Source organism: Citrobacter sp. Cf072, from assembly GCF_030334485.1.
Taxonomy (GTDB): Bacteria; Pseudomonadota; Gammaproteobacteria; order Enterobacterales; family Enterobacteriaceae; genus Citrobacter; species Citrobacter freundii.
Window position 1 is genome coordinate 435,790 of record NZ_JAOWDX010000047.1, and the last position, 14,248, is coordinate 450,037.

Consider the following 14,248-nt stretch of genomic DNA (forward strand, 5'->3'; position numbering starts at 1 on the left):
GGACAACATAATGCAATATATCCAGCAACCCCAGGCGATTGAAGCCAAAAGTTTCGACATTATTGGCGAGATCATCCGTGAAACCCGTCCGGACTATCAGTTTGCCAGTCCGTTACATGAAGCCATTATCAAGCGGGTCATTCACACGACGGCAGATTTCGACTGGCTGGACATTCTGTGGTTTTCCAGTGATGTGCTGGAGCAGTTTTGTGCGGCGCTTAGCCGTTCGAGCGTGATTTATACCGACACCACGATGGCGCTTTCCGGGATCAATAAAACGCTGCTGGCAAAATTCGGCGGTGAATGCCGCTGTTACATCAGTGACCCGAGGGTTGTGCGTACGGCAAAAGAGCAGGGTATTACCCGGTCCATGGCTGCTGTCGACATTGCGGTGAAGGAAGAGGGGGAAAAGCTGTTTGTCTTTGGCAACGCGCCGACAGCGCTGTTTCGCCTGCTTGAGCATGATGTCGCTGTCAGCGGTGTGGTTGGCGTACCGGTCGGGTTCGTTGGTGCAGAAGAGTCGAAAGATGCCTTGACCCAAAGCAAGTTGCCCGCCATTGCCGCGTTAGGCCGTAAAGGGGGGAGTAATGTCGCTGCCGCTATCGTCAACGCCATGCTTTATCACATGCAGGGGGCGCGATGAGCGAGGCCTTCGATACGCCGGTGTGGCACAACGGTAAAGCGCTGCGTAAAGGATATACCACGGGATCGTGCGCCACGGCGGCGGCAAAAGTGGCAGCGTTGATGGTATTGCGCCAACACCTCATCCATCAGGTTTCCATCGTCACGCCTTCCGGGGTGACGTTGTGCCTGAACGTTGAGTCGCCACATATCGAAGGGCAGCAGGCGATAGCCGCCATCCGCAAAGACGGTGGTGATGATGTGGACGCCACACATGGGATGCTGATTTTTGCGCGCGTGACGTTAGACGATAGTGGCGTGATTGCCTTACAGGGCGGTGAAGGGGTTGGTACGGTAACCCGCAAAGGGATTGGCCTACCGGTCGGTAGTTCGGCGATTAACCGTACACCTCGCCAGACCATTGAATCTGCCGTCCGCGAAGCGATTGGCCCAAATCGTGGGGCGCAGATTGAAATCTTCGCGCCAGAAGGTGAAGAACGGGCGCAAAAAACCTACAACTCCCGCCTTGGCATTCTGGGCGGCATTTCGATTATCGGCACCACGGGTATTGTCACGCCGATGTCGGAAGAGAGCTGGAAACGTTCTCTGTCGCTGGAGCTGGAAATTAAGCGGGCGGCTGGGCTGGAGCGTGTCGTACTGGTGCCGGGAAACCACGGCGAGCGTTTTGTGCGCGAGCAGATGGGTATCGACACCCAGGTTGTGGTCACCATGAGCAACTTTGTCGGCTACATGATTGAAGAAGCCGTACGTCTTGGATTCCGGCAAATTGTGCTGGTGGGACATCCCGGTAAGCTCGTCAAAATCGCGGCGGGGATCTTCCATACCCATAGCCATATTGCCGATGCCCGCATGGAAACGCTGGTGGCCCACCTCGCATTACTTGGCGCACCGCTGGAGCTGCTGACGCTGGTCAGCGAGTGCGATACCACCGAAGCGGCGATGGAACATATCGACGCATACGGTTTCCAGCACATTTATGACCATCTGGCTCAGCGCATTTGTATGCGTGTTCTGCAAACATTGCGCTTTACCAAAAATCCGCCGACCTGCGATGCCATCATGTTTTCCTTTGATAATCAGGTTCTTGGCAGTAATCGTCCGGTCGCAGAAATTGCTGAGGAGATGCAATGTTAACCGTTGTAGGGATGGGCCCCGCCGGTTTGCATTTGATGACGCCTGCGGCACGTGAAGCGGTCGCGGCGGCGGATGTTCTGGTCGGTGGAAAGCGGCATTTGCAGCAATTCACGGATTTTGCCGGTGAACAGTTTGCTCTTGGCGCCAATATCCCGGAACTCCTGAGCTGGATTAGCGCGCACCAGGAGAAGCATGTTGTGGTACTGGCATCTGGCGATCCGCTGTTTTACGGCATCGGGACGCGCATGGTGGCGCATTTTGGTATTGAGAATGTGCGGATTATTCCCGGCATTAGTGCGGTGCAGTACCTGTGTGCGCAGTCCGGTATTGATATGAACGATATGTGGCTGACCAGTAGCCATGGCCGCAGCGTCTGTTTTGATGAGCTGGCGCGACATAACAAGGTAGCGATGGTGACTGATGCGCTGTGTGGCCCGCGTGAAATCGCGCAGCAGCTCATTGCCCGAGGCAAGGGGCATCGCTGGATGGTGATTGGCGAAAACCTGGCGATGGAAAACGAAAAGATCCATTTCCTGCCTGTGCGTGAAGTTAACGCCGACTATGACATGAATGCAGTGGTGATCCTCGATGAAAGATGAGCTGTTTCTGCGTGGAGAGAAAGTGCCGATGACCAAAGAAGCGGTACGCGCACTTGCCCTCTCAAAACTTGAATTACACCGCGCCAGTCACCTGATTGATATAGGCGCCGGAACCGGCAGCGTGTCGATAGAGGCGGCGTTGCAATATCCCGGATTACGTGTAACGGCCATCGAACGTAACCCGGCGGCGCTCAGGTTGTTGGATGAAAACCGCCAGCATTTTGCCTGCGCAAATATCGATATTTTTCCCGGCGTTGCTCCCATGACCATCGCGGAAAAAGCCGATGCCATTTTTATGGGCGGCAGCGGTGGTCATCTGACCGACCTGATTGACTGGTCGATGCGTCAATTGCATCCCGCAGGGCGTTTGGTGATGACATTTATCCTCCAGGAAAACCTCAACACCGCGCTAACACATCTGGACCATCTTGGCGTACAGGGAGTGGATTGCCTGCAGCTACAGGTTTCCTCGCTTACCGCGCTTGGCAGTGGTCACTATTTTAAACCGAATAACCCCGTATTTGTTATCGCCTGTCAGAAGGAAGGAAACCATGTCTGAGATTTTTGATCCCCGTAGCGTGTGGTTTGTTGGCGCAGGTCCTGGCGATCGCGAGCTGATTACCCTCAAAGGTTACCGGTTGCTGCAACAGGCGCAGGTTGTTATCTACGCCGGATCGCTGATTAACACCGAACTGCTGGAGTATTGCCCTGCTGGTGCTGAATGTCACGACAGTGCCGAACTGCATCTGGAGCAGATCCTTGATCTGATGGAAGCCGGAGTGAAAGCGGGTAAGACCGTTGTGCGTCTGCAAACCGGCGATGTCTCGTTGTATGGTTCCGTGCGCGAGCAGGGCGAGGAGCTGACCAAACGCGGGATTGACTGGCAGGTGGTGCCCGGCGTCAGCGCGTTCCTCGGCGCGGCGGCGGAGCTGGGTGTTGAGTATACCGTGCCCGAAGTGTCACAGAGCCTGATCATTACGCGCCTGGAAGGCCGCACCCCGGTACCAGAGCGTGAACAGCTGGAGTCTTTTGCCAGCCACCAGACATCAATGGCGATATATCTTTCCGTCCAGCGTATTCATCGGGTGGCTGAGCGTCTGATTGAAGGCGGCTATCCGGCGACCACGCCCGTAGCGGTGATCTATAAAGCGACCTGGCCGGAAAGCCAGACCGTGCGCGGGACCCTGGCGGATATTGGCGACAAGGTTCGCGATGCTGGCATCCGTAAAACGGCCCTTATTCTGGTCGGTAATTTCCTGGGCTCGGAGTATCACTACTCCAAACTCTATGCGGCGGACTTTAGCCATGAATACCGTAAAGCCTGAGTCAATTGCGCTTTTTTGCCTGACTCCTGGCGGCGTTGTGCTGGCGAAACGTCTGGCAGCTATGCTGCCGGTTACCTGTTTTACCAGTGAAAAGCTGCTGGAGGAGGGGTTTATTCCCTTCGAAAACGGCTTTGCGAATACCGCTCGCGAAGCGTTTACGAATTATTCGGCGCTGATTTTTATCGGGGCGACCGGCATTGCGGTGCGCGTACTGGCCCCGCTGGTCAACGACAAGTTTTGCGATCCGGCGGTGGTGGTCATTGATGAACGTGCCCAGCATGTCATCAGCCTGCTCTCCGGTCATGCGGGCGGTGCTAATGCGTTGGCTCGTTATCTGGCGGGCATGTTGGGTGCCGACCCGGTTATCACCACCGCGACGGATGTGAACGATATGGCGGCACTGGATACGCTGGCATTTCAACTGAATGCCCGAATGAGTGATTTCCGTTCGGCGGTGAAGATCGTCAATCAGATGTTGGTCAGCAATAAGCGGGTTGGGCTGTGGTGGGATGACGAACTGACGCAGGATGTCAGCCATTGCGACCGGCGCGGATTTATTACGGTCACCGATCTCAACCAACTCCCTGAACTGGATGCTTTGGTGTGCATCACCTTACGCACCAATTTACCTGAGCTGCCTGTTCCGCACTGGAAGCTGGTGCCGCAGCGGGTTGTGGCCGGAATTGGTTGTCGCCGTGATACGCCGTTCCCGCTGCTGGCTGCGCTGCTTGCCCGCCAACTCGAAGCCCAACAGCTCGATCCGCTGGCGCTAAAAGCGATTGGCAGCATCACGCTGAAAAAAGATGAACAGGGACTTATCCAACTGGCTTCATGCTGCCGCGTTCCTTTCGAAACCTTTACTGCTGACGCGCTGCGTGAGCATGAGCACCGTTTTCCGGCCTCATCGTTTGTTCGCAAAACGGTGGGTACAGGAAGCGTTTCTGGTCCTGCAGCCTGGCTGTTGAGCCACGGACAACTGTTAGGCGAGACCCTGCGAGAACAGGGCGTCACTATCACTTTGGGAGTTTCACACTGATGTTAAGCGTAATTGGAATTGGCCCTGGCTCGCAGGCAATGATGACCATGGAAGCCGTTGAAGCACTGCAGGCAGCGGAAATCATCGTGGGCTATAAAACCTACACCCATCTGGTAAAAGCGTTCACTGGCGACAAGCAGGTGATCAAAACCGGGATGTGCAAAGAGATTGAACGCTGTCAGGCGGCGATCGAACTGGCGCAGGCGGGGCACAACGTGGCGCTGATCAGCAGCGGTGACGCGGGGATTTACGGTATGGCCGGGCTGGTGCTCGAACTGGTCAGCAAGCAAAAGCTGGACGTTGGGGTCAGGCTAATCCCAGGGATGACCGCCAGCATTGCCGCCGCCTCTTTGCTGGGTGCGCCGTTGATGCACGATTTCTGCCACATCAGCTTAAGCGATCTGTTAACGCCGTGGCCGGTTATCGAAAAACGCATCGTTGCCGCCGGTGAGGCCGATTTTGTTATCTGTTTCTACAACCCACGCAGTCGGGGTCGCGAAGGACATCTGGCGCGCGCATTTGAGCTGTTATCTGCCAGCAAGAGCGCACAAACGCCGGTTGGTATTGTGAAGTCAGCCGGACGTAAAAAGCAGGAAAAATGGCTGACCACGCTGGGTGAAATGGACTTTGAGCCGGTTGATATGACCAGTCTTGTGATCGTGGGCAATAAAACAACCTATGTTCAGGACGGCCTGATGATCACGCCACGAGGTTATGTGCTGTGAATTATGGTGATGTGCTGGTCATGGGCGGCACCAGCGACGCGCGCATGCTGTGCCAGCAACTGGATGCAGCAAACGTGGCCTACACCCTGTCCGTTGCGACCCCGACGGGAAAGCAGCTGGCGGGAGACATCAAAGGCCAGGTGCGCTGCGGGCGTCTGGAACGCGAGCAAATGATTGCCTGGCTGCAGGAAAATCAGACGCGCTGGGTGATCGATGCCTCGCATCCGTACGCCGAGGTGGTGAGTCGCAACATTATGAATGCCTGCGAAGCGGCGGGCGTACTGCTGAGCCGCTACCAGCGCCCTGAGCAGTTGAGCGGATTAACTCACCCGCAGCTTTATACCGTACAAAGTATTCCGCAAGCCTGTGAGGTGGCGCGACGCTTCGGCGATCGCGTGCTGCTGACGACCGGTAGTAAAGATCTGGCCACCTGGCGCGAAGGGTTGCCTGAAAAAACGCTGCTGGCGCGTGTTCTGCCTGTTCCTGAGGTCATTCAGCAATGCGCGGATCTGGGATTTGGCGTCGGTGAAATCTTCGCACTGTGTGGGCCGTTTAGCGCCGAGTTCAACGCCGCGTTTTATCGCCAGTGTCAGGCTGATGTGGTGATCACTAAGGCTTCAGGCGCTGAAGGTGGTTATCAGGAAAAAGTTCAACCCTGTCTGGATGCCGGTATCCCCTGCATCGTGATTACACGTCCGGCACCGTTGGTGACGGGAGACGAGTTACTGGAAAGTCAGGCCGCCTTTGCGGCGCGTTTAACGCGCTGGCTGGCCGCGGCTTAAGGAGTTAGAGATGAAAAAGGCGCTTCTGGTGGTCAGCTTTGGCACCAGCTATCACGACACCTGTGAAAAAAATATTGTGGCCTGTGAGCGCGATCTCGCAGCCAGTTGCCCTGATCGCGACCTGTTCCGGGCGTTTACCTCCGGGATGATTATCCGCAAGCTCAAGCAGCGTGACGGCATTGAAATCGACACACCGCTGCAGGCGCTGCAAAAACTGGCGGAGCAGGGGTATCAGGATGTGGCTATTCAGTCGCTGCACATTATCAATGGCGACGAATACGAAAAAATTGTCCGCGAAGTGCAAAGTATGCGTCCGCTGTTTTCACGCCTGACGTTGGGTGTACCGCTACTGAGCAGCCATGAAGATTACGCCCAGCTGATGCTGGCGCTGCAACAGCAAATGCCGACGCTTAGAGAAAATGAAAAAGTGGTGTTTATGGGACACGGCGCCAGCCATCATGCCTTTGCCGCCTATGCCTGTCTCGACCATATGATGACGGCGCAGCGCTTTCCGGCGCGGGTTGGGGCGGTGGAAAGCTATCCGGAAGTAGATGTGCTGATTGAAAGTTTATCTCAGGAAGGGGTGACGGCGGTGCATCTGATGCCGCTGATGTTAGTTGCTGGTGACCATGCCATCAATGATATGGCCTCTGACGAAGATGATTCGTGGAAAACATTGTTCAATGCGGCCGGGATAAAGGCTACGCCATGGCTCAGTGGACTGGGTGAGAATCCGGCGGTTCGCGCCATGTTCGTGGCACATTTACAGCAGGCGCTTAATGTGGCGCTGGAGGAAGCAGCATGAGCGGGAAACTGTACGCATTAAGCACCGGACCTGGCGCTTCCGATCTGATCACCGTACGTGCTGCACGTACGCTGGGCATGCTGGATATTCTCTATGCGCCTGCCGGGCGTAAAGGCGGCGATAGCCTGGCGCTGTCGATTGTACGGGAGTATATCGGCGAGCAGACCGAGGTCCGCTGCTGCCATTTTCCCATGAGTGCCGACAGCGCGGAAAAAGAGGCCGTCTGGGATGAGGTTGCAACCGCGCTGGTTCAGGAAGTCGAAGCTGGAAAAAAAGTAGGTTTTATTACGCTCGGCGACGCCATGCTGTTCAGTACCTGGGTCTTTTTACTGCAGCGCATTGGTTCGCCTGACTGGTTAGAAATCGTCCCGGGCGTGACTTCTTTCGCTGCGATTGCCGCGCGTTCGAAAACCCCGCTCGCCATGGAGCAACAATCGCTGGCAGTGGTCTCCTGTACCGCGCCGGAAGCTGAAATTCAGCAGGCGTTAAAGCAGCATGACAGCCTGGTGTTGATGAAAGTGTACGGTCGTTTTGCGCGTATCAAAGCGCTGCTGCAACAAGAAGGTTTGTTGGGCTGCGCATTAATGATGTCTGAAGCCACGCTGCCAGGTGAACAGTGCTGGCGTCATCTCGATGAGGTGAGCGACGATCAGCCGCTGCCTTATTTCTCGACCATTCTGGTCAACAAACAGTGGGAGTATGCACAATGAAGCTTGAACAACAGCTAAAACAGCTGTCTTTCAGCGGGTTGGCTGCGGCGCTATTACTGATGATTGTTCCTGAGCAAGCGTTCGCCATGCACATTATGGAAGGCTTCTTGCCGCCGATGTGGGCGCTGGCATGGTGGCTGCTGTTTTTACCCTGCCTGTGGTACGGTCTGGTGCGCTTGCGCCAAATCGTGCAGGAAGATAACCACCAGAAAGTTTTACTGGCACTGTGCGGCGCCTTTATTTTTGTGCTGTCGGCGCTGAAAATTCCTTCCGTTACCGGAAGTTGTTCACACCCTACCGGCGTAGGCCTGGCAGTTATCCTGTTTGGACCTGGCGTAGTGGCCATCCTCGGGGCGATCGTTCTGCTGTTCCAGGCACTGCTGCTGGCACACGGTGGTTTAACGACGCTTGGCGCGAACGGCATGTCGATGGCGGTAATTGGCCCGGTAGTGGGTTACATGGTGTGGAAAATGGCCTGCCGTGCAGGGCTGCGTCGTGATGTTTGCGTCTTCTTGTGCGCGATGCTGGCGGATCTCGTCACCTATTTCGTGACGTCGGTACAGCTGGGCGTGGCGTTCCCGGATCCCTCTGCTGGCGCTACCGGTTCAATCATTAAGTTCATGGGGATTTTCTGTCTGACGCAGATCCCAATCGCGATTGCGGAAGGGTTACTCACCGTGCTGATTTACGATCAGCTAACCAAACGCCAGTTAATAACCGCACAAGGACATTAACGATGAAAAAGACGCTGATTATATTGGGCATGGTAGTGGCGCTGGTGATCCTGCCGTTCTTTATCAACCACGGTGGAGAGTACGGCGGTTCAGACGGTGAGGCGGAGAGTCAGATTCAGGCTATTGCCCCGCATTATGAACCCTGGTTCCAGCCGCTGTATGAACCGGCAAGCGGTGAAATTGAAAGTCTGCTGTTTACACTTCAGGGATCGCTGGGCGCAGCCGTGATTTTCTATATTCTGGGTTATACCAAGGGCAGGCAACGCCGTGATGACCGGACTTGACAGGCTTAGCTATCAAAGCCGTTGGGTTCATGTCTCGCCAGTGCGGAAATTTCTGCTCTGGCTGGTGATGATGATTCTGGCGTTTACTCTGCCCCCGTTGGGGCAGGGTATTGAGCTGTTATTGATTGCCGCGCTGAGCTGCTGGCTGCTGCGTATTTCCTTCTGGCGCTGGTGCCGTTGGATGGCATTACCGTTTGGTTTTCTGGCGGTTGGCGTAGTGACCATCCTGTTTAGCATCAGCCGCGATCCACAGACGCTGTTGGCCAGCATACCTGTGGGAAGTTACTGGTTGGGGATCAGCGCACCAGGTCTGGTGACAGCGAATGAAACATTCTGGCGCAGCCTTGCAGCGCTGGCGGCAACCTTCTGGCTGGTACTGAATCTGCCGTTTCCGCAATTAATTATCCTACTCAAACGCGCGCACGTTCCTCGCCTGCTAACTGAGCAGATCCTGCTGACCTGGCGGTTTATTTTTATTCTGTTAGACGAGGCGCTGGCTATTCACCGCGCACAAACGCTGCGTTTTGGTTATCGTAGCTTGCCGTTGGGCTACCGCTCTCTGGCAATGCTGGTGGGATTGCTGTTCACTCGCGTGTTGATCCGCTACCAGCAAATGACCACCACACTGGATATCAAACTTTATCAGGGTGATTTTCACCTGTAAGGAAAAGTATGCTTGCCACCTCAGCGCTTTGGTTTCGCTATCAGGATGACCCGATCCTCAAAGGGCTAACGCTGGATTTTTCTACGCATGCCGTCACCGGGTTGGTAGGCGCTAATGGTTGCGGGAAATCCACGCTGTTTATGAACCTGAGTGGCTTATTGCGCCCACAGCAAGGCGCGGTGATGTGGCAGGGCAAACCGCTGGATTACAGTAAACGCGGCCTGCTGGCGCTGCGTCAACAGGTGGCAACGGTATTTCAGGACCCCGATCAGCAAATTTTTTATACCGATATCGACAGCGATATCGCCTTTAGCCTGCGCAATCTCGGGGTGGATGAGGCTGAAATCGCCCGACGCGTGGAAGATGCGCTTACGCTGGTCGACGCCCAGCATTTTCGCCATCAGCCCATTCAGTGTTTAAGCCATGGGCAAAAAAAACGCGTAGCGATAGCCGGGGCGTTGGTGTTGCAGGCGCAGTATCTGCTGCTGGATGAACCTACTGCGGGCCTCGACCCGTCAGGCCGCACGCAGATGATTGAGATTATCAAACGCATCGTAGCGCAAGGAAACCATGTCGTAATTTCAAGCCATGATATCGATCTTATCTATGAAGTCAGCGATGCGGTGTACGTTTTACGCCGGGGCGAAGTACTCACGCACGGCACGCCAGGTGACGTTTTCGCCCGTACGGATCTTATTGAACAAGCGGGATTAACTCAGCCCTGGCTGGTGAAGCTGCATACCGAGTTGGGCTTCCCGCTGTGTAAAACAGAGGCTGAATTTTTTAGCTGTATGCGAGAGAACGCACTGAAGGAGGCGTCATGACGCAGGCAATAATGTTGCAGGGAACGGCATCTGATGTGGGTAAAAGCGTATTGGTCGCCGGGCTGTGTCGTATTTTTTATCAGGATGGACTGCATACCGCACCGTTCAAATCGCAGAACATGGCGCTGAACTCTGGCATTACGCCAGAGGGAAAAGAAATGGGCCGCGCGCAAATTTTTCAGGCTGAAGCCGCAGGTATTACGCCAGATGTGCGTATGAACCCGGTTCTGCTTAAACCGACCAGCGATCGCAAAGCGCAGGTAGTGCTGATGGGCAAAGTAGCGACGGATATGGACGCGGTGAGTTACCACGAGTACAAACCACGTCTGCGGGAACAGATCCTGTCAGTTTATAACAGCCTGGCGCAGGAGTTCGATGTGCTGGTGCTGGAAGGTGCGGGGAGCCCGGCAGAGATTAACCTGCGCGATCGCGATATCGTCAATATGGGCATGGCAGAAATGGCGCAGTGCCCTGTCGTTTTGGTGGCGGATATCGATCGTGGTGGGGTATTCGCCTCCATTTACGGCACGCTGGCGCTGTTGCACGATCACGAACGCGCACGCGTAAAAGGGGTGATCATCAATAAGTTTCGCGGTGATGTGACGCTGCTGCACTCCGGTATCGAGCAAATTGAAGCGCTGACCGGTGTTCCGGTGCTGGGCGTGATGCCATGGCTGGATGTTGATCTGGAAGATGAAGATGGCGTTGCGCTGCAAAAGGGCAAGTATTTGCGCACTGATAAACGCGACATCGACATCGCCGTTGTGCAAATACCGCACATTTCTAACTTTACGGATTTCAATGCGCTTGCTGCGCAGCCGGATGTGCGTGTGCGCTATGTTCGCCAGCCTGAAGAGCTGGCGGGGGCCGATCTGGTGATTTTGCCCGGCAGCAAAAATACCCTTGGCGATCTGGTGTGGCTGCGTGAAAGCGGGATGGCGCATGGCGTCGTGCAATTGCATCGTAATAACGTACCGGTGGTGGGGATTTGCGGCGGTTATCAAATGCTCGGCGATACCATCATTGATGAAGTGGAGTCAGGACTCGGTACGCTGCCGGGGCTGGGCTTGCTCAATACCGTAACCCATTTTGCCCAGCACAAAACCACGACCCTGGTTGAGGGGCAAATGTCCTCATCGCTGCCTGACTGGCTGGCGGGCACGGCGGGGCTATCCGTTCGCGGTTATGAAATTCATATGGGCGAAACAGCATTAACCGATGAATGTCAGTCGGTGATGACGTTGCACAAAGACGGCGGCAACGTGGTTGACGGCGCGGTCACTGCGGATGGTCTGGCGTTCGGCACCTATCTTCACGGTCTTTTCGACAGCGATGATTTCACCCGTGCGTTGGTCAATGGCCTGCGAGAACGTAAAGGGTTAGCTCCGCTGGATTCCACCTTCCATTACGCGCAATATAAATCGCAGCAGTTTGATCTGCTGGCGGATGCGATGCGGCAACACATCGATATTGAGAAAATTTATACCATCATGCAGCAACACCGGGAGCCAGTATGATGATTCTGGTTACTGGCGGCGCGCGAAGCGGTAAGAGTCGGCATGCGGAAGCGCTGATCGCTGATTCCCCAAACGTTTTGTATATTGCGACTTCGCAGATTTTTGATGAGGAGATGGCTGCGCGAATTCAGCATCATCGCGATGGACGTCCTGCGCACTGGCGTACAGCCGAACGTTGGCAACATCTTGATGAACTGATCACGGCAGCGAACGATCCTCAGGAAGCCATTCTGCTTGAATGCATCACTACGATGGTGACCAACCTGCTGTTTGCTCTGGGCGGTGACAGCGATCCGGATAGCTGGGATTACGCGGCGATGGAGCAGTCTATCGAAGGTGAAATCCGTTCGCTGATTGCAGCCTGTCAGCGCTGCCCGGCAAAGATCGTGTTGGTCACTAACGAAGTGGGAATGGGGATTGTGCCGGAGAACCGTCTGGCGCGGCATTTTCGTGATATTGCAGGACGCGTGAACCAGCGACTGGCGGCGGCGGCTGATGAGGTCTGGCTGGTGGTATCAGGAATTGGAGTCAAAATTAAATGAGTAAGTTGTTCTGGGCAATGCTCTCTTTTATCAGTCGCTTGCCCGTTCCTGCTCGCTGGTCGCAAGGACTGGATTTCGAGCACTATTCCCGCGGTATTGTGATGTTCCCCCTGATTGGCGTCGTGTTGGGAGGGTTGACGGGGCTGGTCTTCATGGCGCTCCAGACCTGGTGCGGTATACCGTTGGCCGCCCTTTTTGCGGTGCTGACGCTGGCGTTATTGACCGGGGGATTTCATCTGGATGGTCTGGCGGATACCTGTGACGGCATATTTTCGGCGCGTCGACGCGAGCGGATGCTGGAAATCATGCGCGACAGTCGTCTGGGAACCCACGGTGGACTGGCGTTAATTTTCGTTTTACTGGCGAAGGTGCTGGTGGTGAGCGAACTGGCTTTGCGTGGCACGCCGATGCTGGCTGCGCTGGCGGCGGCATGTGTCGCCGGGCGAGGAACGGCGGTGTTGCTGATGTATCGGCATCGCTATGCCCGCGAAGAAGGGCTGGGCAACGTTTTTATTGGTAAAGTCACCGGGCGTCAAACCTGCGTTACGTTGGGATTGGCGGCGATCCTTGCCGCCGTGCTGCTTCCCGGCATGCGCGGCGTGGCAGCGCTGGTTGTCACAATGGTGGCGATTTTTATTCTTGGGCAGTTATTAAAACGCACGTTGGGTGGGCAAACCGGCGATACGCTGGGCGCTGCCATTGAACTTGGCGAGTTGATTTTCTTGCTGGCTCTGCTCTGAGTCAGCCCACATACTGGAACCCTTATGCAGACTTTAACCTCTTTACACCGCGCGATCCCATTACCTGACAGTGCCGCGATGCTGCGCGCGCAGCAGCATATCGACGGTTTGCTTAAGCCGCCGGGAAGCTTGGGGCGACTCGAATCTCTCGCCGTGCAATTGGCCGGGATGCCTGGCCTGAAGGGTGTGCCGCATGTGAATGGCAAAGCGATGCTGGTGATGTGCGCCGATCACGGCGTGTGGGATGAAGGGGTTGCCGTTTCACCTAAAGTTGTCACGGCTATACAGGCTGCCAATATGACGCGTGGAACGACCGGCGTCTGCGTCCTCGCCGCTCAGGCGGGGGCGAAGGTCCATGTGATAGATGTGGGGATTGATGCTGAACCTATTCCCGGCGTGGTGAATATGCGTGTGGCACGCGGCTGCGGCAATATAGCCGAAGGCCCGGCAATGAGCCGTTCGCAGGCCGAGGAGCTGTTGCTGGAAGTCATTCGCTATACCCATGAACTGGCCAAAGACGGTGTGACGCTGTTTGGTGTCGGTGAGCTTGGTATGGCAAATACTACACCTGCGGCGGCCATTGTTAGCGTGCTTACCGGCAGTGATGCTGAGGAAGTCGTGGGTATTGGCGCTAACCTTCCTCTTTCTCGGGTGGGGAATAAGGTAGACGTTGTGCGTCGGGCAATTGCCGTCAATCAGCCGGATCGCCATGACGGTGTCGATGTGCTGGCTAAAGTTGGTGGGTTCGATCTTGTCGGCATGGCAGGGGTAATGTTGGGGGCGGCCTCCTGCGGCCTGCCGGTCGTGCTGGATGGTTTTCTTTCTTATTCTGCTGCGCTGGCGGCCTGCCAGATTGCACCACAAATTAAACCCTACCTAATCCCGTCACATTTCTCCGCTGAGAAGGGCGCCCGTACCGCGCTGGCGCATCTTGAATTGGATCCGTATCTGAATATGGGGATGCGTTTGGGCGAAGGCAGTGGGGCCGCGTTGGCGATGCCAATTGTTGAGGCTGCTTGTGCGATGTACAACAATATGGGGCAGTTAGCCGCCAGTAACATCGTGCTTCCGGATGGTAAGGAAGCGTAGTTACCGCTCAACCTGAACCTCGCCTGTTGGCGAGGTTTTTTTATGCGCAAATATGTCGTAACCCACTAAAACAGATAATAAAAGCTATAATTAACG

18 protein-coding genes are annotated in these 14,248 nt (G+C 55.5%); all 18 read left to right on the plus strand.

The window, feature by feature from the left end; translation table 11 throughout:
- Positions 1–10: 10 nt before the first annotated feature.
- Genes OGX66_RS20735 through cobT form a run of 18 tightly spaced genes read left to right on the plus strand, consistent with a single transcriptional unit; the run spans position 11 to position 14,152 of the window.
- Positions 11–643, plus strand: a complete 633-nt coding sequence (locus OGX66_RS20735; RefSeq protein ID WP_003030267.1) for a cobalt-precorrin-8 methylmutase — start codon at positions 11–13, stop codon at positions 641–643.
- Positions 640–1,776, plus strand: a complete 1,137-nt coding sequence (cbiD, locus tag OGX66_RS20740; protein ID WP_003030269.1) for a cobalt-precorrin-5B (C(1))-methyltransferase CbiD — start codon at positions 640–642, stop codon at positions 1,774–1,776. The genes OGX66_RS20735 and cbiD overlap by 4 nt, the downstream gene beginning before the upstream one ends.
- Entirely contained in the window at positions 1,770–2,375 is a 606-nt protein-coding gene (locus OGX66_RS20745; RefSeq protein ID WP_016150568.1) for a cobalt-precorrin-7 (C(5))-methyltransferase, read from the plus strand. Before cbiD ends, OGX66_RS20745 begins: the two co-directional genes overlap by 7 nt.
- Entirely contained in the window at positions 2,365–2,934 is a 570-nt protein-coding gene (locus OGX66_RS20750) for a decarboxylating cobalt-precorrin-6B (C(15))-methyltransferase (protein WP_003030273.1), read from the plus strand. The genes OGX66_RS20745 and OGX66_RS20750 overlap by 11 nt, the downstream gene beginning before the upstream one ends.
- Positions 2,927–3,700, plus strand: coding sequence for a cobalt-precorrin-4 methyltransferase (locus OGX66_RS20755; protein ID WP_003030275.1), 774 nt, complete (start codon positions 2,927–2,929; stop codon positions 3,698–3,700). Before OGX66_RS20750 ends, OGX66_RS20755 begins: the two co-directional genes overlap by 8 nt.
- Positions 3,681–4,736: a cobalt-precorrin 5A hydrolase gene (gene cbiG / locus OGX66_RS20760; RefSeq protein ID WP_003030276.1), complete on the plus strand. Its 1,056-nt coding sequence runs from the start codon at positions 3,681–3,683 to the stop codon at positions 4,734–4,736. Before OGX66_RS20755 ends, cbiG begins: the two co-directional genes overlap by 20 nt.
- Positions 4,736–5,461 carry a precorrin-3B C(17)-methyltransferase gene (locus OGX66_RS20765; RefSeq protein WP_200054503.1) on the plus strand — a complete coding sequence of 242 codons (726 nt, stop codon included), beginning with the start codon at positions 4,736–4,738 and terminating at the stop codon, positions 5,459–5,461. Before cbiG ends, OGX66_RS20765 begins: the two co-directional genes overlap by 1 nt.
- Positions 5,458–6,243: a cobalt-precorrin-6A reductase gene (locus OGX66_RS20770; protein ID WP_048217360.1), complete on the plus strand. Its 786-nt coding sequence runs from the start codon at positions 5,458–5,460 to the stop codon at positions 6,241–6,243. Before OGX66_RS20765 ends, OGX66_RS20770 begins: the two co-directional genes overlap by 4 nt.
- Before the next feature lie 10 nt (positions 6,244–6,253).
- A complete protein-coding gene (cbiK, locus tag OGX66_RS20775; RefSeq protein WP_003030283.1) occupies positions 6,254–7,048 on the plus strand; it encodes a sirohydrochlorin cobaltochelatase in 795 nt (264 codons plus the stop codon).
- Positions 7,045–7,758, plus strand: coding sequence for a cobalt-factor II C(20)-methyltransferase (locus OGX66_RS20780; RefSeq protein ID WP_003839034.1), 714 nt, complete (start codon positions 7,045–7,047; stop codon positions 7,756–7,758). The genes cbiK and OGX66_RS20780 overlap by 4 nt, the downstream gene beginning before the upstream one ends.
- Positions 7,755–8,492, plus strand: a complete 738-nt coding sequence (cbiM, locus tag OGX66_RS20785) for a cobalt ECF transporter S component CbiM (protein WP_003834098.1) — start codon at positions 7,755–7,757, stop codon at positions 8,490–8,492. The genes OGX66_RS20780 and cbiM overlap by 4 nt, the downstream gene beginning before the upstream one ends.
- A gap of 2 nt (positions 8,493–8,494) precedes the next feature.
- Positions 8,495–8,776 carry an energy-coupling factor ABC transporter substrate-binding protein gene (locus OGX66_RS20790; protein WP_087878939.1) on the plus strand — a complete coding sequence of 94 codons (282 nt, stop codon included), beginning with the start codon at positions 8,495–8,497 and terminating at the stop codon, positions 8,774–8,776.
- On the plus strand, positions 8,763–9,440 hold the full coding sequence (locus tag OGX66_RS20795) for an energy-coupling factor ABC transporter transmembrane protein (RefSeq protein ID WP_003030290.1): 678 nt from the start codon (positions 8,763–8,765) through the stop codon (positions 9,438–9,440). Before OGX66_RS20790 ends, OGX66_RS20795 begins: the two co-directional genes overlap by 14 nt.
- Positions 9,441–9,448: 8 nt before the next feature.
- The gene (locus OGX66_RS20800) at positions 9,449–10,264 is read left to right on the plus strand and encodes an energy-coupling factor ABC transporter ATP-binding protein (RefSeq protein ID WP_003839037.1); all 816 of its coding nucleotides are present in this window, start codon (positions 9,449–9,451) and stop codon (positions 10,262–10,264) included.
- The gene (locus OGX66_RS20805) at positions 10,261–11,781 is read left to right on the plus strand and encodes a cobyric acid synthase (RefSeq protein WP_003844229.1); all 1,521 of its coding nucleotides are present in this window, start codon (positions 10,261–10,263) and stop codon (positions 11,779–11,781) included. Before OGX66_RS20800 ends, OGX66_RS20805 begins: the two co-directional genes overlap by 4 nt.
- Complete coding sequence (cobU, locus tag OGX66_RS20810; RefSeq protein ID WP_003030294.1) at positions 11,778–12,323, plus strand: bifunctional adenosylcobinamide kinase/adenosylcobinamide-phosphate guanylyltransferase; 546 nt, start codon at positions 11,778–11,780, stop codon at positions 12,321–12,323. Before OGX66_RS20805 ends, cobU begins: the two co-directional genes overlap by 4 nt.
- Entirely contained in the window at positions 12,320–13,063 is a 744-nt protein-coding gene (cobS, locus tag OGX66_RS20815; protein ID WP_003844226.1) for an adenosylcobinamide-GDP ribazoletransferase, read from the plus strand. The genes cobU and cobS overlap by 4 nt, the downstream gene beginning before the upstream one ends.
- A 24-nt stretch (positions 13,064–13,087) precedes the next feature.
- Entirely contained in the window at positions 13,088–14,152 is a 1,065-nt protein-coding gene (cobT, locus tag OGX66_RS20820; protein WP_103848419.1) for a nicotinate-nucleotide--dimethylbenzimidazole phosphoribosyltransferase, read from the plus strand.
- Positions 14,153–14,248 lie beyond the last annotated feature (96 nt).

Bases quoted from the DNA above. Each gene is read 5' to 3' on its own strand.
- OGX66_RS20735 (WP_003030267.1), top strand. From the start codon at position 11: ATGCAATATATCCAGCAACCCCAGGCGATTGAAGCCAAAAGTTTCGAC.
- cbiD (WP_003030269.1), top strand. From the start codon at position 640: ATGAGCGAGGCCTTCGATACGCCGGTGTGGCACAACGGTAAAGCGCTG.
- OGX66_RS20745 (WP_016150568.1), top strand. From the start codon at position 1,770: ATGTTAACCGTTGTAGGGATGGGCCCCGCCGGTTTGCATTTGATGACG.
- OGX66_RS20750 (WP_003030273.1), top strand. From the start codon at position 2,365: ATGAAAGATGAGCTGTTTCTGCGTGGAGAGAAAGTGCCGATGACCAAA.
- OGX66_RS20755 (WP_003030275.1), top strand. From the start codon at position 2,927: ATGTCTGAGATTTTTGATCCCCGTAGCGTGTGGTTTGTTGGCGCAGGT.
- cbiG (WP_003030276.1), top strand. From the start codon at position 3,681: ATGAATACCGTAAAGCCTGAGTCAATTGCGCTTTTTTGCCTGACTCCT.
- OGX66_RS20765 (WP_200054503.1), top strand. From the start codon at position 4,736: ATGTTAAGCGTAATTGGAATTGGCCCTGGCTCGCAGGCAATGATGACC.
- cbiK (WP_003030283.1), top strand. From the start codon at position 6,254: ATGAAAAAGGCGCTTCTGGTGGTCAGCTTTGGCACCAGCTATCACGAC.
- OGX66_RS20780 (WP_003839034.1), top strand. From the start codon at position 7,045: ATGAGCGGGAAACTGTACGCATTAAGCACCGGACCTGGCGCTTCCGAT.
- cbiM (WP_003834098.1), top strand. From the start codon at position 7,755: ATGAAGCTTGAACAACAGCTAAAACAGCTGTCTTTCAGCGGGTTGGCT.
- OGX66_RS20790 (WP_087878939.1), top strand. From the start codon at position 8,495: ATGAAAAAGACGCTGATTATATTGGGCATGGTAGTGGCGCTGGTGATC.
- OGX66_RS20795 (WP_003030290.1), top strand. From the start codon at position 8,763: ATGACCGGACTTGACAGGCTTAGCTATCAAAGCCGTTGGGTTCATGTC.
- OGX66_RS20800 (WP_003839037.1), top strand. From the start codon at position 9,449: ATGCTTGCCACCTCAGCGCTTTGGTTTCGCTATCAGGATGACCCGATC.
- OGX66_RS20805 (WP_003844229.1), top strand. From the start codon at position 10,261: ATGACGCAGGCAATAATGTTGCAGGGAACGGCATCTGATGTGGGTAAA.
- cobU (WP_003030294.1), top strand. From the start codon at position 11,778: ATGATGATTCTGGTTACTGGCGGCGCGCGAAGCGGTAAGAGTCGGCAT.
- cobS (WP_003844226.1), top strand. From the start codon at position 12,320: ATGAGTAAGTTGTTCTGGGCAATGCTCTCTTTTATCAGTCGCTTGCCC.
- cobT (WP_103848419.1), top strand. From the start codon at position 13,088: ATGCAGACTTTAACCTCTTTACACCGCGCGATCCCATTACCTGACAGT.